At 29.1% G+C, this 20540-nt stretch carries 13 protein-coding genes; all 13 read left to right on the top strand.

Features of this window, described 5'->3' with window-relative positions:
- Positions 1 to 114 precede the first annotated feature (114 nt).
- Entirely contained in the window at positions 115 to 1374 is a 1260-nt protein-coding gene (gene cypC / locus AC2A4K_RS09515) for a CYP152 family fatty-acid peroxygenase CypC (RefSeq protein ID WP_322502250.1), read from the top strand.
- A gap of 217 nt (positions 1375 to 1591) precedes the next feature.
- Positions 1592 to 2914: an FAD-dependent oxidoreductase gene (locus AC2A4K_RS09510; RefSeq protein WP_322502249.1), complete on the top strand. Its 1323-nt coding sequence runs from the start codon at positions 1592 to 1594 to the stop codon at positions 2912 to 2914.
- A 480-nt stretch (positions 2915 to 3394) separates the two neighbouring features.
- Complete coding sequence (locus tag AC2A4K_RS09505) at positions 3395 to 4765, top strand: MATE family efflux transporter (RefSeq protein WP_322502248.1); 1371 nt, start codon at positions 3395 to 3397, stop codon at positions 4763 to 4765.
- Between the two features lie 111 nt (positions 4766 to 4876).
- Positions 4877 to 5842 (top strand): tRNA dihydrouridine synthase, encoded by a 966-nt coding sequence (locus tag AC2A4K_RS09500; protein WP_322502247.1) that lies wholly within the window; start codon positions 4877 to 4879, stop codon positions 5840 to 5842.
- A 473-nt stretch (positions 5843 to 6315) separates the two neighbouring features.
- Positions 6316 to 7464 (top strand): flagellin lysine-N-methylase, encoded by a 1149-nt coding sequence (fliB, locus tag AC2A4K_RS09495; RefSeq protein ID WP_322502246.1) that lies wholly within the window; start codon positions 6316 to 6318, stop codon positions 7462 to 7464.
- 551 nt (positions 7465 to 8015) lie between these two features.
- Positions 8016 to 8786 carry an ABC transporter permease gene (locus AC2A4K_RS09490; protein ID WP_488458828.1) on the top strand — a complete coding sequence of 257 codons (771 nt, stop codon included), beginning with the start codon at positions 8016 to 8018 and terminating at the stop codon, positions 8784 to 8786.
- 1 nt (position 8787) lies between these two features.
- The gene (locus tag AC2A4K_RS09485) at positions 8788 to 9570 is read left to right on the top strand and encodes an ABC transporter permease (protein WP_322502244.1); all 783 of its coding nucleotides are present in this window, start codon (positions 8788 to 8790) and stop codon (positions 9568 to 9570) included.
- A gap of 34 nt (positions 9571 to 9604) precedes the next feature.
- Positions 9605 to 10636: an ABC transporter ATP-binding protein gene (locus tag AC2A4K_RS09480; protein WP_322502243.1), complete on the top strand. Its 1032-nt coding sequence runs from the start codon at positions 9605 to 9607 to the stop codon at positions 10634 to 10636.
- A 40-nt stretch (positions 10637 to 10676) separates the two neighbouring features.
- Positions 10677 to 11723: an ABC transporter substrate-binding protein gene (locus tag AC2A4K_RS09475; protein ID WP_322502242.1), complete on the top strand. Its 1047-nt coding sequence runs from the start codon at positions 10677 to 10679 to the stop codon at positions 11721 to 11723.
- A 15-nt stretch (positions 11724 to 11738) separates the two neighbouring features.
- Positions 11739 to 13445 carry an adenine deaminase C-terminal domain-containing protein gene (locus AC2A4K_RS09470; RefSeq protein ID WP_322502241.1) on the top strand — a complete coding sequence of 569 codons (1707 nt, stop codon included), beginning with the start codon at positions 11739 to 11741 and terminating at the stop codon, positions 13443 to 13445.
- A 117-nt stretch (positions 13446 to 13562) separates the two neighbouring features.
- The gene (locus AC2A4K_RS09465) at positions 13563 to 14897 is read left to right on the top strand and encodes an amidohydrolase (protein ID WP_322502240.1); all 1335 of its coding nucleotides are present in this window, start codon (positions 13563 to 13565) and stop codon (positions 14895 to 14897) included.
- 381 nt (positions 14898 to 15278) lie between these two features.
- Positions 15279 to 15629, top strand: a complete 351-nt coding sequence (locus AC2A4K_RS09460) for a hypothetical protein (RefSeq protein ID WP_322502239.1) — start codon at positions 15279 to 15281, stop codon at positions 15627 to 15629.
- A gap of 598 nt (positions 15630 to 16227) precedes the next feature.
- Positions 16228 to 20295 (top strand): glycoside hydrolase family 2 TIM barrel-domain containing protein, encoded by a 4068-nt coding sequence (locus tag AC2A4K_RS09455; RefSeq protein ID WP_322502238.1) that lies wholly within the window; start codon positions 16228 to 16230, stop codon positions 20293 to 20295.
- Positions 20296 to 20540: the final 245 nt, after the last annotated feature.

Raw genomic sequence — 20540 nt, 5'->3', positions numbered from 1 at the left:
ATACAGGAAATCTTTACAAGATAAAATATAAAATTATTTCAGTTCAATCCTATTGAAATAATATCTAAAGAGATTTTAAGTATATTTTTAAATATCAAATAAAGGAGAATATGTATGTCACTTAAAAGCCAGATTCCACGTGATAAAGGGTTAGACAGTACTCTTGATTTATTGCAGGAAGGTTATTTATTTATTAAAAGTGGAGTTAGTAAGTATAAATCAGATATATTCGAAACTCACTTACTTGGAGAAAAAGTAATTTGTATTAGTGGAGAAGAGGCTGCAAAAATTTTTTATGATCCAGAATTATTCTATCGAAAGGATGCAACTCCTAAACGAGTACAAAAAACATTATTTGGTGTTGGTGCTATTCAGTCTATGGATGGTAAAGCACATATTCATAGAAAGAAGTTATTTATGTCATTAATGACTTCCTCATATCAAAATCAACTTGCAAAACTTGTAATGGAGAAGTTGCAAAGTTCTATTAAAAAATGGGAAGATGAAGAACAGATTATTCTTTTTGATGAAATGAATGAAATCTTATGTAGAGTAGTGTGCCAGTGGGCTGGAGTTCCATTGAAGGAATCTGAGGTAAAAGGACGAGCTGAAGACTTTAGTTCCATGGTTGATGCCTTTGGTGCAGTTGGACCTAGACACTGGAAGGGAAGAAGAGCTAGAATTAGGGCGGAAGAATGGATAACGGGAATCATAGAAGATGCTCGTTCTGGTAATATTAAAGCTAAAGAAGAAACTGCACTTCATTCTATAGCTTTTTATAAAGATTTAGATGGTAATCAATTAGATAGTAATATAGCTGGGATAGAGCTTATTAATGTGCTACGTCCTGTTGTTGCTATTTCAACCTTTATTACCTTCCAGGCCTTAGCACTGTTTGAATATCCAGAATGTAAAGAAAAATTTTCAACAGGGGATAGGGATGAGCTGGAGTTCTTCGTACAGGAAGTTCGACGGTACTATCCATTTACCCCTTTTTTAGGTGCAAGAGTTCGAAAAGATTTTATCTGGAATAAAAATGAATTCAAAGAAGGAATGCTTGTATTGCTTGATGTTTATGGTATTAATCATGATGCGAAGATATGGAAGAATCCTGATAAATTCTGGCCAGCGCGTTTCAAGGAACGAAAGGATAACCTATTTGATTTTATACCACAAGGCGGAGATGATCCTTCCAAAGGACACAGATGTCCAGGAGAAGGTATAACTATAGAAATAATGAAAGCTAGCCTGGATTTTCTTGTTAATAAGATTGAGTATGATGTACCAAATCAAGACTTAAGATATAGTATGGCAAAGATACCTACATTACCTGAAAGTAGATTTATAATTAGTAACATAAGAGAAAAGAGATAACAAATAGTTGAATTAATGGTTTTTTAAGAGATAGTGTTCACAAAAAACTACTTACTGAAAATTTAACTAATTCATTTTCAGATATAAACAGGGAGTTTAGTGAAACATTCATAGGTAATATTATAATATTAAGAATAGCTTCTAAGTAATTAACCATATATTATAACAGTACATGTCATGTTATAATATATGGTTAATAAATTTGGAGGAATTTAATATGATAGAGGGGTTAACAGGACTTGTTATAACTAAAGAAGATAAAAGTTATAATATTGTTCGCAGAAATAAAAATTTATATTTTAGTTATTATCCAAAGGTAATAATATATCCTAATAACATAACAGATGTAATTAATGCAGTAAATTGGGCAAGAAAGCAAGGATTAAATATACGTTGTAGAAGTGCTGGTCATAACTATGAATCATTTTCTGTGGCAAATGATGCTGTTGTAATAGATGTTTCTAATTTAATTGATTTTAAAATAGATACTAAAGAAGGCTATGTAAGAATAGGGCCAGGGTATGCTCTAGGACAACTTTATCCTAAGATAGCTAAATATGGATTTGCATTTGTTGGAGGGAGTTGTGGATCTATTGGTGTTTCAGGAATTACCTTAGGAGGAGGTGTTGGATTTTTACAAAGAGAATATGGTCTAGTATGCGATAACTTAGTAGAAGCACAAATAGTAGATGCCTTTGGTAGGATAATAACTGCTAATTCACATCAAAACCAAGATTTATTTGCTGCATTAAGAGGAGCGGGTAGTAATAATTTTGGAGTAGTGGTGTCACTTACTTTTAAAGTATATCCCATTGATAAAGTAACAGTATTAACTGCTGAATGGCCTAAAGATAGGCGATATGAAGTAATTCAAGTATTTCAAAGAGTAGGCGAACATTTAGATAATAGGTACACTATTAAGGTTTCTATGACTAAAGATGCTATTGAATTGTATGGAGTAGGATTAAGAAGTACAGAAAAAGAAATGGAACAAGCTTTGAGTGTTTTATTAAAAATACCTAATAAAACGAATTATACAACAAAGCAGATTGGTCTTAAGGAATATATGCAGAAATATCAAGATTTTGTGTCTAAGCCAACAGGATTTAAGATTACAGGATTATTGGCATACAATCCATTAGGAAAAGCACCTTGTCAAATATTATTTGACTATTTAGATAATTCCCCGCCTATAAAGCCACCTATAGATATTGGATTCCTTCTATTAGGAGGAAAGATTGCAGAAAATGAAAGTTTACCTAGCGCTTATCCTCATAGAGATGCTAAAGTATTAGTACAAATTGATGCAGAATGGACTCCTCAGTATAGTATGTATGCTAATAATACAGTTAGATGGGTAAATAATTTAAGAGAATCCTTAATTCCATATGCAAACTTTGGATACCTTAATTATTGTGATATTAATATACCTAATTATTTATATAATTATTTTGGTAATAATGTATCTTGGTTAAAAATTGTAAAAGAAAAATATGATCCATATAACTTATTTTACTATCCTCAAGGAATAAATTTATAATATGAATGCTATTTATAGGAGTAAGAAATAAAAATGTGTAATGACTCCATTAGGAGTGATAACAGCAATTTAATTTTTTGTTACAGTGATGAGTGCATAAATGAGAAATTGATTTTTAATAATTAAAAGTAATTATTGAGATGTCTAATAGGCATCTCTTTTTTGATTTAAAAAGTTAGATAATTTCTTTGTTTGATTAAAATGTGAACTTCTTGATGAGTAAATAGAGGTAATATTTTATATCAATAGATTAAAATAGAAACTTTCTTAGTTGTAAAGAGTACAGTTATTTTGATAGTTATTAAGTTTTTTAATTTAAAACTAGAAATATTTAATATTTTTAAAACTATATATAAAAAAAATATTGACTAAGTTTAGTGAGATGATATAATAAACAGGATTTGATAATAATTATTAATAACAAATGAAATGATTATTCATCAAATAAAATATATGACATTATGGAATAGGTATATTATTATGAAAAATCAAGATGAACTAAGAAATGAAAAAATAGGTAGATTACTTTTAAAATATTCAGCACCGGCTATATCATCAATGATGGTAACTTCATTATATAATACTGTAGATAGAGCCTTTATAGGTTCTATTAAAGATATAGGAGCATTGGCCATATCTGGGTTAGGGGTAACTATGCCATTATTTACGATACTGGGTGCTTTCTGTGTGGCAATTGCTATAGGAGGAAGTACCAATATATCAATAAAGCTAGGAGAGGAAAATAGAGAAGAGGCTGAAAAAATATTAGGAAATACTTTTATCCTATCAATAGTTGTTGCTTTAATAATTATGATAGGAGGATTCTTCTTTCTAGAAGAAATACTATATTTTTTTGGCGCAAGCAATGACACTATTATATATGCAAAAGATTATATAAGTTTAATAATTGTAGGTTCATGGTTTAATTTTCCAGGATTTGCCCTAAATAATGCAATAAGAGCTGAGGGAAATCCAAGATTGGCTGCTAAAATGATGATAATAAGTTGTGTTTTAAATTTAATTTTAGATCCAATATTTATATTTTTATTTAATATGGGTATAAAAGGCGCTGCTTTAGGCACTATAATTTGTCAATTAATAGTTTTTCTTTGGGCAGTATATTATTTTACATTAGGAAAATCTAATTTAAAGTTAAAAGTTAAAGACACCATATTAAATAAGAAAATTTTAAAATTAATAATATTAATTGCTTTAACTCCATTTTTCATGGAGCTTGCATCAGGATTTATACATTTAATAACAAATAGAGTGTTAAAAAACTATGGTGGAGATTTGGCAATAGGAGCAATGACTTCGATAACCTCTATATACTTAGTATTTTTGATGCCCGTTTTTGGATTGAGTCAAGGGATGCAAACCATAGTAGCATATAATTATGGAGCAAAGGAATATAATCGTGCCAAAAAGACATTGTTCATGACTATAATATTAGCAACAATTATTTTAACTATAGGATTTATACTTATTAGAATATTTCCAATGACGTTTATTAATATATTTACAAAGGATAATAAGCTAATAAATATAGCAATTAATGGACTAAAAATATACTCTTTTACTTTGCCAACCTTAGGAATTTCAATATTGGGAGCGGTATATTTCCAGTCTATAGGAAATGTTAAGAAGTCAGTTATATTAAGTTTATTAAGACAAGTTATAATATTTATACCTACTATACTTATACTACCCAGAGTATACGGATTAAATGGAGTGTGGGTTTCACAACCAGTAGCAGATATTGGCGCTACTATAATAATAGGTGTATTTTTAATAAAAGAATTTTACATAAGAGATACTGATGACTTAATTTGTAGAGTACAAAGAACTTAGTTAATTAAATAAATTTTTTGTATAAAAAATTAGTTTTATATAGTTAAGTAGATAAAAGAAAGAAAGGCTGATATAATATTTTTTAGAATCTTTTAAAAAAGGAGTAAACAAATGAAGTATTATTTAGCACCAATGGAAGGTATTACTGGATTTATATATAGAAATTCTTATGAAAAGTTTTTTGGAGGTATTGATAAATATTTTGCACCTTTTGTTGTTCCAAATAGCAGCAAAAGTCTTAAAACTAAGGAGCTAAGAGATGTTTTACCTGAAAATAATACAGGAATGAATATAGTTCCTCAAATACTTACTAATGATTCAGAAGGTTTTATTAATACTGCTAGAAAGTTACAACAATTAGGTTATAATGAAATTAATTTGAATTTAGGATGTCCTTCTGGAACTGTTGTTGGTAAGAAAAGAGGATCAGGATTTTTAGCTCATAGAGATGAACTAGACAAGTTTTTAAAAGAGATATTTAAAATAGATGATATGAAGCTTTCCATAAAAACTAGATTAGGAATGGACAAGCCAGAAGAGTTTTATGAGCTTATTAAAATTTATAATAAGTATCCTATGGAAGAACTTATTATTCATCCTAGAACAAGACAGGACTTCTATGGAAATAAACCTAATTTAGAGGTATTTAAGGATGCAATCTCTTTAAGTAAGAATCCGATTTGTTATAATGGTGATATTTTTACTGTAGAAGATAATAATAAATTAATTGAAATCTTTCCTGAAGTTAATAAAATAATGCTAGGAAGAGGAGTTTTAGCTAATCCTGGGTTGATGAATGAGATAAAGGATGATAAGTTCATAGATAAAAGGATTTTAAAAGAATTTCATGATGAAATTTTTAATAAATATAAAGAAGTATTTAATGAAGATAGAAATGCAATGTTTAGAATGAAAGAATTATGGGGATATATGATTTATATGTTCTCCAATAACAAAAAATATGCTAAGAAGATAAAAAAAGCTCAGAAAATAATTGATTATAACCAAGCTGTTACAAGTCTTTTTGCTGAGCAGGAAATAATAAAGGGAGCCGGACTATTTAATAATCAAGAGTAAATATAAGTTATATTTTAATTGAAGGCTCTGCTTTGGGAATATAGTGTATCTCAACTAAACCTTTAAAATTAATTATTAAAAGATATGGGAACTTTTGATTTGCATTTAAAGGTTAAAGTTAATTTTAAACTAATATGTTTAAAAAATCGTATTGTTTATTAGCAATACGATTTTTTTATTTATAGAAATTTATTAAAGGATTCATTCTATAATTTTACAATTTATAGACTTAAACCTAAAATAAGAGTAGATATTAGGATTTAATAAGAATAGAAAAGAAGTCTATTATATAGCTACATATTATAAGAATAGATTTATATATTTTAAGTTTAGATTTCAGTGTTTTTTACTATAAATATTACATATTAAAAAAGTTATGATTATGAAAAGATGTTTTTAATGTTAGAATTAAAATATAGTCTTTATGAGAGTTTTAGATTTAAATATATTAAGAAGATTGGAGCTATTTATATATGAATAAGGATATAAATATATTAAAAATTACGAATTATGATAAGTTTAAGTGTATAGCGGATAAATGTAAGTTTACATGCTGTGAGGGATGGGATATTAACGTAGATAATAATACCTATGATAAATGGAAAAGAGATAAGAAAGATTCTGAGTATCTTTTAAATAATGTGAAAATTAAAAAATGTAATGAGAAAACGGAGTATTTTATAAATAAGGAAATCTATGAAGCATGTGCTTTTTTAGATGGACAAGGATTATGTAATATAGTTAAAAGTCATGGGGAAGAGTATCTATCTTTAACATGTCATACATTTCCTAGACTAGAGAATGTATTTGAAAATAAAAAGGAACTTTCATTATCATGTGCATGTCCAGAGGTAGTAGAAATTTTAAATAATCTTAAGGGCAAAGTAGAGATGATTTCAGAAAAGAGTATTTATGAAGAAGAAAATTTGTTAGAGCTTAGAATAAGAGAAACCTTAATAGATATAATTTATGAGGAGAGACTTTCTTTAGAAGAAAGGTTAATTATAGGCTTTGAAATGTTGCTAAATATCTTAGAGAATGAAATTTATACAAATGAGGAAAATTTGTTAGAAGAGTTAGAAAAATATAGTGATAGAGAGTACATAGAAGAAGTTATAAATGTTTATAGTGAAATAGAATTAAACAAAACAGATTCAATTGAGGAAATAAATTATTTGTTTTTAGATATCATACAGAACTACAAAGAGGTTTCTAGTTTTAAATGTATTTTAGAACAGATTTCTAATTTTGCAGAAAATGTTGAGGTTAAAAGTCTTCAGAATAAATGGAGCACTTATAAAGAGAAGTTTAAAGAATATGATAAATTAATTGAAAAGTGCATTATATCTAAAATTTTAAGTAATTGTGTTAGTGATGATATTGAGGAAATGGTACTTGCTTTTCAGATGATTATATTAGAATATCTCTTAATAAGATATGCACTATTTCTAAAATATTGTATTAATGAGGAGGAAATAAATATTGAAGAAGTAAAAGATTATATTGTAGCTTTTTCAAGAATTATTGGAAATAACACTGAAGCAGTTTTAGACTTTTTAAGTGATGGTTTTGAGGATACTATTTTAGAAATAGGGTATTTATGTTTTATAGCTTTATTTTAGGAATAAATTATAATATTAAATATTCTACAAATAATGTTGATGATGGAATACTTTAATAGATTTTTTGATTTAAAAGAGAGTGGTAATTTTCCGAATTATAAATAAAACTTAATAAAAAATCGTTTGGTAGTTAAAAATAATTTATTTATCTTTGAATTAACAATAATTTAAAATATCTTACCATAATAAATAAAATTGAGGCAATAGTTAAGAGGATTTAAACAACTTACTATTGTCTTTTTTTTGCGTGACTTCAGATAATTTCTATATAAAAATAAAATTTTTTAAGAGTTTTAATATTGTTCGTGAATAAATGGAAATGTGAATATTTTTTTAAATTTAATCAAAAATAAAAGGTTTTAAAGAGAAAAAACACGAAAAATACAAAAGAATAAATTGACAATATACGTAGTAATAAGTAGAATAAAATTACATTATGTAGAAAAATTTAAATATGATTCAAGACATATTACTTAAAATGGAGGAAAAGCATGAGGAAAATAAGTCATTATTTATTATTTATACCCTGCATAGTATTAGTAGCATATTTTATGATAGTTCCACTATTAGATGTAATAATTCCTACTTTTACTAATAGCAATGGTGGCATGTTTAGTGCATATAAGGAGTTTTTTACGGATTCTTATATGATGTCAATATTTTGGAGAACAATTAAGATATCTTTAGTATCATCTATAATTTGTATGTTCATAGGTGTACCAGTTTCTTATTACATATCAAGAGTTTCTAAAAAGGTAAGAGGCTTACTTATAGCCTTAACAGTATTCCCAATATTAACAAATTCAGTTGTTCGTTCATTCGCTTGGATGAGTATCTTAGGGAAAAATGGAATAATCAATACTTTGTTAATGAAGTTTAACTTAATACAAGAACCGCTATCCCTTTTATATACAGAAGGAGCTATTATAGTTGGTACAATTTATATTTTCTTACCACTAATGATCATTTCCTTAGTAGGAGTTATGGAAAATATAGATAATGACTTATTAGAAGCAGCTGAAAGCTTAGGAGCTAATAGGTTAAAAGCTTTCTTTAAAGTTGTATTTCCACTTAGCTTACCAGGTTTAATTGTTGGAACAGTTTTAGTATTCACAGGTTCTTTAACAGCGTATACAACACCTCAATTATTAGGAGGAAATAAAAATACGGTTTTAGCAACTTTAATATACCAAAAGACTATGACATTAGGAGATTGGCAAGGGGCTGCAGTTGTAGCAACAATAATGATTATAGTTACTTTAATAGTAATAAAGGGAATTAACTTCCTAGCATCAAGATTAGATAAGAGAGGGGTTTCTTAAAGTGAAAAAGAGTAAAGTTCTAACAGCCTTCGTCGTTTTAGTTTATATATTTCTATTTGCACCACTAGTAATTATTGCTATGACAAGTATAGGAACGGAAAACTATATAGCATTTCCACCAAAGGGATTTAGCTTGCAATGGTTTGCTACGGTATTTAAATCAGAATCATTTATAAAGAGTATGGGGACAAGCTTCCTGATATCTACAGTGGCTACATTAGCGGCGCTAGTTATAGGAATGCCTGCAGCTTACGGATTAAGTAGATATAACTTTAAAGGAAAGAGTATAGTTAAAAGCTTTTTCTTTTCACCATTAATAGTCCCAGGAATAGTAGTTGGATTCTCATTATTCCAATTCTTATTAGTAAAAATGAATCTTTCAGTATATGCTAGTTTATTTATTGGACATACATTGATAATAATTCCTTACATTATAAGAGTTGTAGGATCAAGCTTAGAAGGCTTTGATTATTCCATAGAAGAAGCAGCTATGAGTTTAGGATGCAAGAAATCAAAAACTTTCTTTAAGGTAGTTTTACCTAATATAACATCAGGAGTAATGGCAGCATTTATCTTAGCCTTCATAAATTCATTTAATAATGTTCCAGTATCCATATTCTTAACTGGACCAGGAGTAAGCACATTACCTACAACAATGATGAATTACGTTGAATATAATTACGATCCAACAGTATCGGCTTTATCAGTGATATTAATGATATTAACTATTGGAATTATGTATATATTAGAAAAAACATTAGGATTAAATAATTTTGCAGGATAAAATCTAGCTAAAAATTTATTTGGAGGACAAAGATATGGATTTAATAAACCTACAGAATATAAATGTTTCTTATGATAAGAAAAATAACATATTAGAAAATTTAAATTTAAAGGTTAAAAAAGGAGAGTTAGTATCTCTTTTAGGACCAAGTGGATGTGGAAAAACAACAACATTAAGAGTTGTAGCTGGCTTTATAGAGCCAACAGCAGGAAAGTTTTTATTAGGAGATGAAGATTATACAAATATACCTGTTCATAATAGAAACTTTGGATTAGTATTTCAAAGCTATGCATTATTTCCACACTTAACAGTAGAGGAAAATGTAGCTTTCGGACTAAAAATGAAGAAGATGAATAAAGAAGAAATAAAAACAAAGGTTGATGAAATATTAAAAGTTGTTGATATGAGCCACTTAGCAAAGAGATATCCAAAAGAGTTATCTGGTGGACAAAGACAAAGGGTTGCAATAGCAAGAGCCTTAGTAATAGAGCCAAGCCTTTTATTATTAGATGAGCCTCTAAGTAATTTAGATGCTAAATTAAGACTAAAAATGAGAGTTGAAATAAGAAAGCTTCAACAAAAGCTTGGAATAACAACATTATTCGTAACTCATGACCAAGAAGAATGTTTTTCAATTTCAGATAGAGTAGCAGTTCTTAATAAGGGAGTAATAGAGCAATTTGATACTCCAGAAAATATTTATTCAAATCCAGCAACAGAGTTCGTTGCAAGATTTGTAGGTTTTGAAAATTTTATAGATTTAACTAAGATATCAGAGGACACTTATAAAAGTGAGGTTGGAATTAAGTTAAGAGTTAATAAAGTGAAAGATAAAAATGAAGTAAAAGCAACTATAAGACCAGATGATATAAAAATTGTAAATGAGGATTTAGAAAATACAGTAGAGGGTGTTATAGAAATAAGAACTTTCTTAGGAAAAGCATATCAATATGATGTTAAAACTGATATGGGAAATTTAATTGTAAACAGTGAAAACAGCATTGTATATGAAAAAGGGCAAAAGATAAAACTTCAATTGCCAGCAGATAAAATAGTAGTTTTATAAAATTTAAATATAAAAAAATATGTTTATAAAGGAGTAGCTTATGAAAAAGAAAATTTTAGCAACGTTATTAACAGGATTAGTATTAGGAACAGCCTTGGTTGGATGTGGAAAGACAGAGGGAGCAGAAGCAGGAAAGAAATTAGTTGTTTCAACTTGGGGACTAAATGAAGATGTATTAAAAGAGACAGTATTTGATCCATTTGCTAAAGAACATGGAGTGGAAATAGTTTTAGAAGTGGGTAATAACTCAGAGAGATTAACTAAAATGAAAAATAATCCCAACTCACAAATTGACGTAACTTATTTAGCTGAGTCTTATGCTGAACAAGGAATTGAAGCAGGAATATTTGATGAATTAGATTATTCAAAGATTCCTAATGCAAATGAAATGAATGAAAAAGCTAAAGCTACAGTAGAGGCAGGCTATGGACCAGCATACACATTAAACAGTATAGGAATAATTGTAGATCCTTCAGCAGGAATTGAAATAAATTCTTGGGAAGATTTATGGAAGCCAGAGCTTAAAAATAAGATAGCTATACCAGATATTACAACAACTAATGGGCCTGCAATGGTAGAAATAGCTGCAGAGAAAGCTGGAGTAGATGTAAAAACTGATAATGGAGAAGCTGCATTTAAAGAGTTAGAAGCTTTAAAGCCAAATGTTGTTAAAACTTATAGTAAATCTTCAGATTTAGCAAATATGTTTTCAAATGGTGAAATAGTAGCTGCAGTAGCATCAGATTTTGCTTATGGAACAATTTCAAAAGCTAAACCAGAGGTTATAAATGTAATACCAGAGTCAGGAACTTACTTAAACTTTAATACAATAAACATAAATAAAAATTCAAAAAATAAAGGTTTAGCTTATGAATTTATTAACTACGCTCTAAGTAAATATGTTCAAGAAAGAACTGCTAAGGCTTTAAATGAATCACCAGTTAACAAGGAAGTTAAGTTAACAGAAGAGGAAACTAAGAACTTAACATATGGACCAGTACTTGATAATGCAAAAGTAATAGACTTTAAATTCGTTAACTCAGTAATGAATGAATGGGTTAATAACTGGAACAGAATAATGAACTAGTTTATAGGTAATAGAATGGAAGCAGAATTAATTATTAAAAACTTAAATGTGTATAATAGCTATTTCAAAAAGTTTATAAAAGGTGATGTTTTAATAAATAAGGGGAAATTTATTCATATAGGAAAAGAATATGAGGATAGATTAACATCTAAAAATATAATAGATGGAGATGGAAAATATATTATTCCAGGTTTAATAGATATACACATGCATATAGAGAGTTCAATGACTATTCCAAGTGAATTTTCTAAGGCTGCAATAAAACATGGGGTCACTACAGTAGTAGCTGATCCTCATGAAATAGCTAATGTTTTTGGTGTTCATGGTATAGAAGAATTTATTAAGTCTAAGGAAAAGTTAGATATATTTTATGGCATACCTAGTTCGGTTCCTTCAACTTCAAGTTCCTTAGAGACAACAGGTGGAGAAATAACTCCTAATGAGGTAGAGAAATTATTAGAATATGATAATATTCTTTGTCTTGGAGAGGTAATGAACTTTAAGGATTTAATAGAAGATGAGGATTCTAATATAAATCAAATAATAAACGTAAGCAAAAAGAAGAATGTACCTTTAGAGGGTCATTGTCCAAAAATTCAAGGGGTGGATTTATCTCTTTATATTTATAGAGGAGTTAATGGAGATCATACTCAACAAACACTAGCCTCTCTTGAAGAAAAAATACAAGATGGTATGTTTATAGAAATGCAACACAAATCAATGACGGCTGATAATATAAAGTTTTTAGTTGAAAATAATTTATATGAGCATTTTGCTTTGGCAACAGATGATGTAATGGCAGATAAATTAATTAAGGGGCATCTGAATGAATTGGTAAAAGAGGCTGTAAAGCTCGGAATGTCAATAGAAAATGCAATATATGTAGCTACATATACACCAGCTCGAAGAATGAATCTTTTGGATAGGGGAGCAATAGCACCGGGAAAGGTGGCAGATTTTATATTACTAGATAATATAGAAGATTTTAATATATATGAAGTTTATAAAAATGGGGAAATGGTTTTTAATAGAGATAAGGGGTTAAAAGAAGAGTTTTTTAAGGAGAAAAGTACTTTAGATTATAGATTTTATAATAGTTTAGAATTAAGTCAAGTTACTAGAGAAAGCTTGTTAGTTAAAGTACCGAAGAATTATGAAAATAAAGTAACTTGTAGGACTATGAAGGTAGCGAAAAATACTACTTTTACAGAAGAGGGAGAAGTAACTTTAGATATTCATAATAATCTTTTACAGTGGGAAAATAGTAAATGTGCGTTGATTGCTGTTTTTGAAAGATATGGTAAAAGTAACAATATAGCTTTTGGATTAGTAGAAGGGGAAATTATAAAAGAAGGAGCAATAGCAACTACTTGGGCTCATGATCATCACAATCTTATGGTGATGGGTAGAAATATTAAGGATATGGTTATAGCAGCTAATGAGGTTATATATTCTAAGGGGGGATATGTAGTCTCAAATAATAATGAAGTAATTGCTAAATTAGAACTGCCAATAGGCGGAATAGTTAGTGATGAGCCTATTGAAATCATAGGAGAAAAACTAGGGGAAGTTAGAAATGCTATGAGAGATTTAGGATATAATCATATGAATGAAATTATGTCATTTAGTACCTTGTCGTTACCAGTAAGCCCTGCTTTAAAGATAACAGATAAGGGATTAATAGACGTTAAAAAGTGTAGTATTGTTTCTTTATTTAAATAAAAAACTCTGCTTTGAAGTATAGGAAATTAGGATAAAAATAAAGTAAGGGGGTGTATCATAGGGGGATACAGCCTCTTATTTTTAATTTATTTTTAGTAAATGTTTGGAGGATAAAATATGGATAAAAGAGTAACTTTGGTAAAAAATATTACGGTTCTTACTATGAATGAAAATAAAGAAATTATAGAGAATGGGATAGTTGCTTTTGAAGGAAATAGAATAATATATGTTGGAGATGATGTAAGTAAAGAGGAAATATTTAAAAGAGATGGATATAAAGTTGAAGTAATAGATGGAGAAGAGGGAATCTTAATGCCTGGTATGATAAATTGTCATACTCATGGCTCTATGGTACCTTTTAGAAGTTTAGCTGATGATTGTAAGGATAGATTAAAGAGATATTTATTTCCTTTAGAACAAAGATTAGTTGATGAAGAATTAACTTATATAGGAGCTAAATATGCCATAGCAGAAATGCTATTAGGAGGAGTAACCACTTTTTGTGATATGTATTATTTTGAGGATGAGGTAGCTAAGGCCGCAAAAGAATTAAATATGAGAGGTATACTATGTGAAACAATAGTAGATTTTCCTTCACCAGATTCTAAAGAGGCTTTTGGTGGTTTAGATTATTCAATAGATTTCATAGAAAAATGGAAAGATGATGATTTAATAACTCCAGGAATAGCGCCTCATGCACCATACACTAATACGGATGCATCCTTAAAAGAGGCTTATAGAATCAGTAAAAAATATAATGTTCCTATTACTATGCATTTATCAGAAATGGATTATGAGTTAAAGGAGTGTATAGAAAAATATAATCTTACTCCTGTTGGATATTTAGATAAGCTTGGAGTTTTAGACTCTAATTTTATAGCAGCTCATGCAGTTTTAGTTAATGATTATGATATAGAGATTTTAAAGAAAAATGGTGCTAAAGTATCTCATAATATTGGGGCAAATGCTAAGGGAGCAAAAGGAGTAGCTCCTATATTAAAGTTTAAAGAATCAGGAATAAATGTGGGGCTTGGAACTGATGGTCCTATGAGTGGAAACACTTTAGATATATTAACTCAAATGTCACAGGTAGGAAAAATCCATAAATTATTCAATAATGATAGAACAGTATTGCCATCAGTAGAGTTAGTAGAAATGGGAACTATAGGTGGAGCTAGAGTATTAGGTATAGATAAAGAAGTTGGATCCATAGAAGAAGGAAAAAAAGCAGACTTAACCTTAATAGAAACAAAATCAGTCAACATGCAACCGATATATGATTATTATGCGGCTATAGTATATTCAGCTAATGTAAGTAATGTAGAGTTAGTAGTGGTTGATGGTAAGATTGTTGTTAAAAATAAGAGGTTATTAAGTGGAAATTTTTCTGAGATCAGAAAAAGCTTATTAAATTTACAAGATAAAATAAAAAAAGTTGCTAGAGAATTTTAATTTTTGTTCTTTATTATATTTATATTTGGAATAATTATAGTGATTATAAATATTTTGAAGCATATGCAAGACCAGACCAAGAAAATTCTGGAGCAGCAGTAACTTTTGAAGTTCACATATATGGAGAAAAAGTATTTGATATTGGACTTGTGAATATAAACAATAAGATATTAAATAATTAAATAAAAGATTAACTGAGTCTAATTAAGTAAATATTATTTAGTAGGATAAATTTTTAACCGCACATTTAAATTTAATAGGTGTGCGGGTATTCTTTGAAAATAGATATGAATTAATTATATTAGCTATAAAAATTTTAAAAAGAATGACACCAATAATAGTACAAGTGAATAGCATGATATGGAAAGGAGTTGGTATAAAATGTCATTAGAATTTATGGATTATTATAGAGATCAAAGTACTCTATATGATCAATGCAAAAACTGTATGACATATCATGTTGTCATAGTAATGAGAGATGGAAGTACATTTGATGGTATTATGGATGATGTAGATGCTGATAATGCTACTGTATTAGTTGGTGAAGATGTAATAACGGATGATATGGAAGACCTAATGGATAGACAAGAATCCTTTGGTTATCGACCTCGAAGAAGAAGAAGGCATAGACGCTTTAGAAGAAGAAAATTTCCAATGCGTAACATTCATAGAATAGGATTATTAGGATATCCATTTTTTGTACCTCCATTTCCTTTTTTTCCAGGATTTTAGAATAATAAATTTACATTTGTTACAGTAGTTATAACAATATTTTATTAATTTATTTCATATAATATTTAAGAAATAAAAAGATAATTTAAATTAAAATCTTATAACATAAGATAACCTTAAATAGTTCTAGAAAAGATATAATAAATAGGAATATCAACAATATGAAAATTTATACAGTATTTTGTATGAAGAATAGTATTATATAAAAAAAGCACATTGAATTTATTTTCAATGTGTTTTTTGTTAAGGATATTAAAATATTTATATTTCTGAAACTTATGATATACATAAATAAATGGATGATTTTAGTTAAAAATTAGCTTTATTAATATTAAGATGTATTATCATTAAACATTGTAATATATCTTTTTTAGAATAATAAATTAGAATTATCAACTAATTAAAATGATAAAGAAAAAGTATTTATATAAAAATTGTTAATACTTTACTGTTCACTAATAAAATGTTATTATTATACATAATAGTTAATAAAAGTAATATAGGTTGATGGCTTAAATTAATTATAAGAAATTAACACTTCTATAATTTATAGTTTTATTAACTTTAACCTATGCTAATTAAAAGGGGGAATAGTAACATGAAACCATTTCACAAAAAAAGCTCTGCTCTAGGGGTAGCATTAGCTTTTGCTTTAACTTTGTCACCTACTTTAGTAATGGCTGAAACAAGACAAGTTCCAGAATCTGAAACAGTACATGTTGGATTTATTAAGGATGGAGAACGGTCAACTATCTTTAATGACAATTGGAAGTTCTTTAAGGGTGATCCATCAGGTGCAGGGGCTGTAGATTTTGATGATTCTTCTTGGAGAGGATTAAATTTACCTCATGACTGGAGTATTGAAGGAGACTTTACTGTACAAGGAGAAGCTGAAAGTGGATTTTTATTAGGAGGGACTGGATGGTATCGTAAAAGCTTTGTAGTTCCTGAAAAGTATGATGGTAAAGACTTTACATTAAATTTTGATGGTGTGTATATGAATGCAGAAGTCTATGTAAACGGTAAAAAGATAGGTGAACATAATTATGGTTATACTGCTTTTGCCTTTGATATTACTGATGCATTAGTATGTGATGGACAAACAGAAAATATAATTGCTGTTAAGGTATCTAATCCTGTGCCAACTAGTAGATGGTATTCAGGAAGTGGGATTTATCGTGATGTAACATTAAGTGTTACAGATTCTATCCATGTTTCTCATTTAGGAACGACAGTTACAACTCCAAATATTGAAGAACAAAAAGATGGTAATGTAGACGTAGCTATTGAGACTATTGTTGAAAACGAATCCATAGAAGAATCTAATGTTACAGTTAAAAGTACTATATTAGATGCTAATGGAGAGGAAGTTAGTGAACCAGTAATAAGTGAACAAATTATAGCTGCTAATGAGAGTGTAACTTTCAATCAAACTGGTATTGTCAATAAACCAGATTTATGGTCAGTTGACAATCCTAATATGTATAAAGTGAAAAGTGAAGTTTTAATAGATGGTAAAGTAGTGGATACTTATTTCACAGACTTTGGATTCAGATATTATAACTTTGATAAAGATACTGGATTCTCATTAAATGGAGAAATGATGAAATTAAAAGGTGTTTGTATGCACCACGACCAAGGAGCCTTAGGAGCTGCTTCTTACTACCGTGCTGTAGAGCGTCAAATGGAAATAATGAAGGAAATGGGAGTTAATGCAATACGTGTTTCTCATAATCCAGCAAGTGACATGTTACTAGAAATTTGTGACCGTTTAGGACTATTGGTTATAAATGAAGCTTTTGATACATGGACAAATCCTAAGAACGGAAACGTAAATGACTTTTCTAAGTACTTTAATGAAGTAATAGAAGAGGAAAATGAGATTATAAATGGAACATCAGGAATGACATGGGGAGAGTTTGAAGCTAGATCTATGGTCAAAAATTCTAAGAATAGCCCATCAATAATAATGTGGTCAATAGGTAACGAGGTATTAGAAGGAATTAGTGGAAGTGCATCTAACTATACTAATGTAGCTCAAGATATAATTGATTGGATTGAGGCAGAAGATGCAACAAGACCTGTTACTATAGGTGATAACAGAACTAAAAATGGTGATAGAACGGCAGAGGCTATTTCAGAAGTAGTTGATGATAATGGTGGACTAGTTGGATTTAACTATGCTAATGAGAGACAAGTTGCACAACAAAGAGAAAGACATCCAGATTGGACATTATATGCTTCTGAAACTAGTAGTGCAGTTCATACTAGAGGATATTATAAAACAAAAGGAATAGATTATGGAAATCATCGTATTTCAGAGTACGACAATGATACTACAAGAGTTGGTTGGGGACACTCAGCTAGTGACGCTTGGAAGTTCGTTATAAAGAATGACTATAATGCAGGAGAATTTGTATGGACAGGCTTTGACTATATAGGTGAGCCTACTCCTTGGAATGGTACTGGTAGTGGTAGTGTTGGTGGTGGAAATGGTCCATCTCCAAAATCAAGTTACTTTGGTATAGTTGATACTGCAGGTTTTGAAAAAGATATATATTATTTATATCAAAGTCAATGGAATGATGATGTAAATACATTACATGTACTTCCAACATGGAATAGAGAAGATATAGTTATAGAAAATAGAAATGTTGAGGTAAATGTATTTACTGATGCTCATAAAGTAGAATTATATCTAAATGATGAAAAGGTTGGAGAGCAAACTTCAACTGAGCATACAACTGAGGCTGGTTATAAATACTATACTTTTGGAAATGATTCATTATATCCAGTATTTAACGTTCCTTATGAAGAAGGTACTTTAACTGCTAAGGCATATGACAAGGATGGAAATGAAATTACAAATACAGAAGGTAGAAAGTCAGTTACAACAACAGGTGACCCTACTACTGTAAAACTAAGTGCAGATAGAGATACTATTGATTCTGATGGATATGATTTATCTTATATTACTGTAGATATAGTAGATGAGGATGGAAATATAGTTCCAGGTGCATCTAATAGATTAAACTTTGAATTAGAGGGTAATGGTAAGATTGTAGGTGTTGATAATGGAGATCAAACTGATACAGAATCTTATAAACCTACAAGTGATACAACTGCCACTAGAAAGGCATTAAGTGGTAAAGCCTTAGTAATAGTACAATCAACTAAGGATGCAGGTGCTATGACATTAAATGTTTCTGGAGAGGGTTTACAATCTCAATCTATAGAAATTAATACTGTAAACAATGCTGGAGATGATAAATTCTTAGAGTCTTATGAAATTGTTAAAGACTATTATGTTAATTTAAGTGAAAAGCCAGAATTACCATCAACTGTAGAGGGAAGATATAGCGATGGAACAACTGAGAATTTTAATATCTTATGGAATGAATATGATGAGTCAGAATTAGATACTCCACAGATCTTTAAGGTGAATGGTAAATTAGAAGGAACAGATGTTGCTGTAAATGTTAATGTTCACGTAATTGGTGATGTTGTTTCAATGGAAAACTATTCGACATTCACATATGCTGGACAAGCTCCTACACTTCCTAAGACAGTAAAAGGATATTTGGCAGATGGAGGAGAATGTGAAGAATTTAAAGTAGATTGGAATTTAGAAGAAGTAGATTTTAGTGAACCTAATACAACAGTTGCTGTTGAAGGAGAGGTTTCTTTATTAGGTAAGAGATATACTGTAACTTCAACAGTGCGTGTAGTTGAGGCTTTAAAAGCAGCTTCTAATCTTGCTATAAATAATTCTTCTAATGAAGATATTCCTACTTTAAGTCAAAGTTGTATTTCTCAATCAGATAATTTAAATGCTATTAATAATGGAATAACTAATAATAGCTTAGATACAAGAGAGCGTTGGACAAACTGGAATGAGCGTAACTTAACAGTAAATGGAGAACCTAAAGGGGCATATGTTCAATTAGATTGGGAAAATAAATATGATGTAGATAGACTAGATTTATGGTTATTTACTGATAATGTATATGGAAGAATTCCTAAGAAGGTTGAAATAAGTTATAAAAATGAAGCTGGTGAATATGTTGTTGCTCCTCATTCAAATACAACAGAGGTATCATACCTTGCTGGAGAGACAACTTATTTCTTAGATGAAGTAATAAATACTGATAGCATACGTATATACATGCAACAACCTGAAGTAGGAAAGTGTATTGGATTATCAGAAGTTGCTGTTTATGAGTATATACCACAAATGAATGCTAATACAAATAATACTTTATCTGAAATTAAATTAGATGGAAAAGCTTTAGAAGGTTTTGATCCTAATACCACTGAGTATACAGTTAATTTAGAAACATTACCTACAACTGTAGAAGCTTTAGCAGATGAGAATGCAGCAATAACTATTTTACCGGTTTATAAAAATAAATCAACAATAGTTGTTCGTTCAGAATCTGGTTCTAAGAATGTTTATACTCTAAATTATGCATTAGAAGAGGATGAGATTTCAGCTGATGTCAATGGTGATGGAGTTATAAACGTAGGAGACTTGTCAATAGTATCTAAATATCAAGGTGATGTTATACCAGGTAATTCTCTAAGTGAGAAATCTGATATAAATAGAGATGGTATAGTAGATACAGCTGACATTCAAATAGTAATGAATAGCATTTTAGGAGAATAGTTTTACTGAATATAATATTTTCTTAAATAAAAATTAATTTATGTAAAAACACAAGGCACCATATAAAATGCCTTGTGTTTTTATTATATAAAGAATATAGAGAATATAGAGAAAAAAAGGAGTTTATTAAAGGAGTGTACTATATGAAGAAGTTTATTATATGACTGAAAATATGTAAATTAGTTGAGCATTATTATTTTAATAGGTATAATTTATTACTGGAATCATAAAGACATCCATACCAA

This window comes from Clostridium sp. LIBA-8841 (genome assembly GCF_057782475.1).
This window is presented reverse-complemented; position numbering and strand designations above follow the sequence as displayed.

Coding starts and splice junctions, on each gene's coding strand:
- fliB (WP_322502246.1), top strand. CDS start 6,316: ATGAATAAGGATATAAATATATTAAAAATTACGAATTATGATAAGTTT.
- AC2A4K_RS09505 (WP_322502248.1), top strand. CDS start 3,395: ATGAAAAATCAAGATGAACTAAGAAATGAAAAAATAGGTAGATTACTT.
- AC2A4K_RS09460 (WP_322502239.1), top strand. CDS start 15,279: ATGTCATTAGAATTTATGGATTATTATAGAGATCAAAGTACTCTATAT.
- AC2A4K_RS09470 (WP_322502241.1), top strand. CDS start 11,739: ATGGAAGCAGAATTAATTATTAAAAACTTAAATGTGTATAATAGCTAT.
- AC2A4K_RS09510 (WP_322502249.1), top strand. CDS start 1,592: ATGATAGAGGGGTTAACAGGACTTGTTATAACTAAAGAAGATAAAAGT.
- AC2A4K_RS09490 (WP_488458828.1), top strand. CDS start 8,016: ATGATAGTTCCACTATTAGATGTAATAATTCCTACTTTTACTAATAGC.
- cypC (WP_322502250.1), top strand. CDS start 115: ATGTCACTTAAAAGCCAGATTCCACGTGATAAAGGGTTAGACAGTACT.
- AC2A4K_RS09465 (WP_322502240.1), top strand. CDS start 13,563: ATGGATAAAAGAGTAACTTTGGTAAAAAATATTACGGTTCTTACTATG.
- AC2A4K_RS09500 (WP_322502247.1), top strand. CDS start 4,877: ATGAAGTATTATTTAGCACCAATGGAAGGTATTACTGGATTTATATAT.
- AC2A4K_RS09475 (WP_322502242.1), top strand. CDS start 10,677: ATGAAAAAGAAAATTTTAGCAACGTTATTAACAGGATTAGTATTAGGA.
- AC2A4K_RS09480 (WP_322502243.1), top strand. CDS start 9,605: ATGGATTTAATAAACCTACAGAATATAAATGTTTCTTATGATAAGAAA.
- AC2A4K_RS09455 (WP_322502238.1), top strand. CDS start 16,228: ATGAAACCATTTCACAAAAAAAGCTCTGCTCTAGGGGTAGCATTAGCT.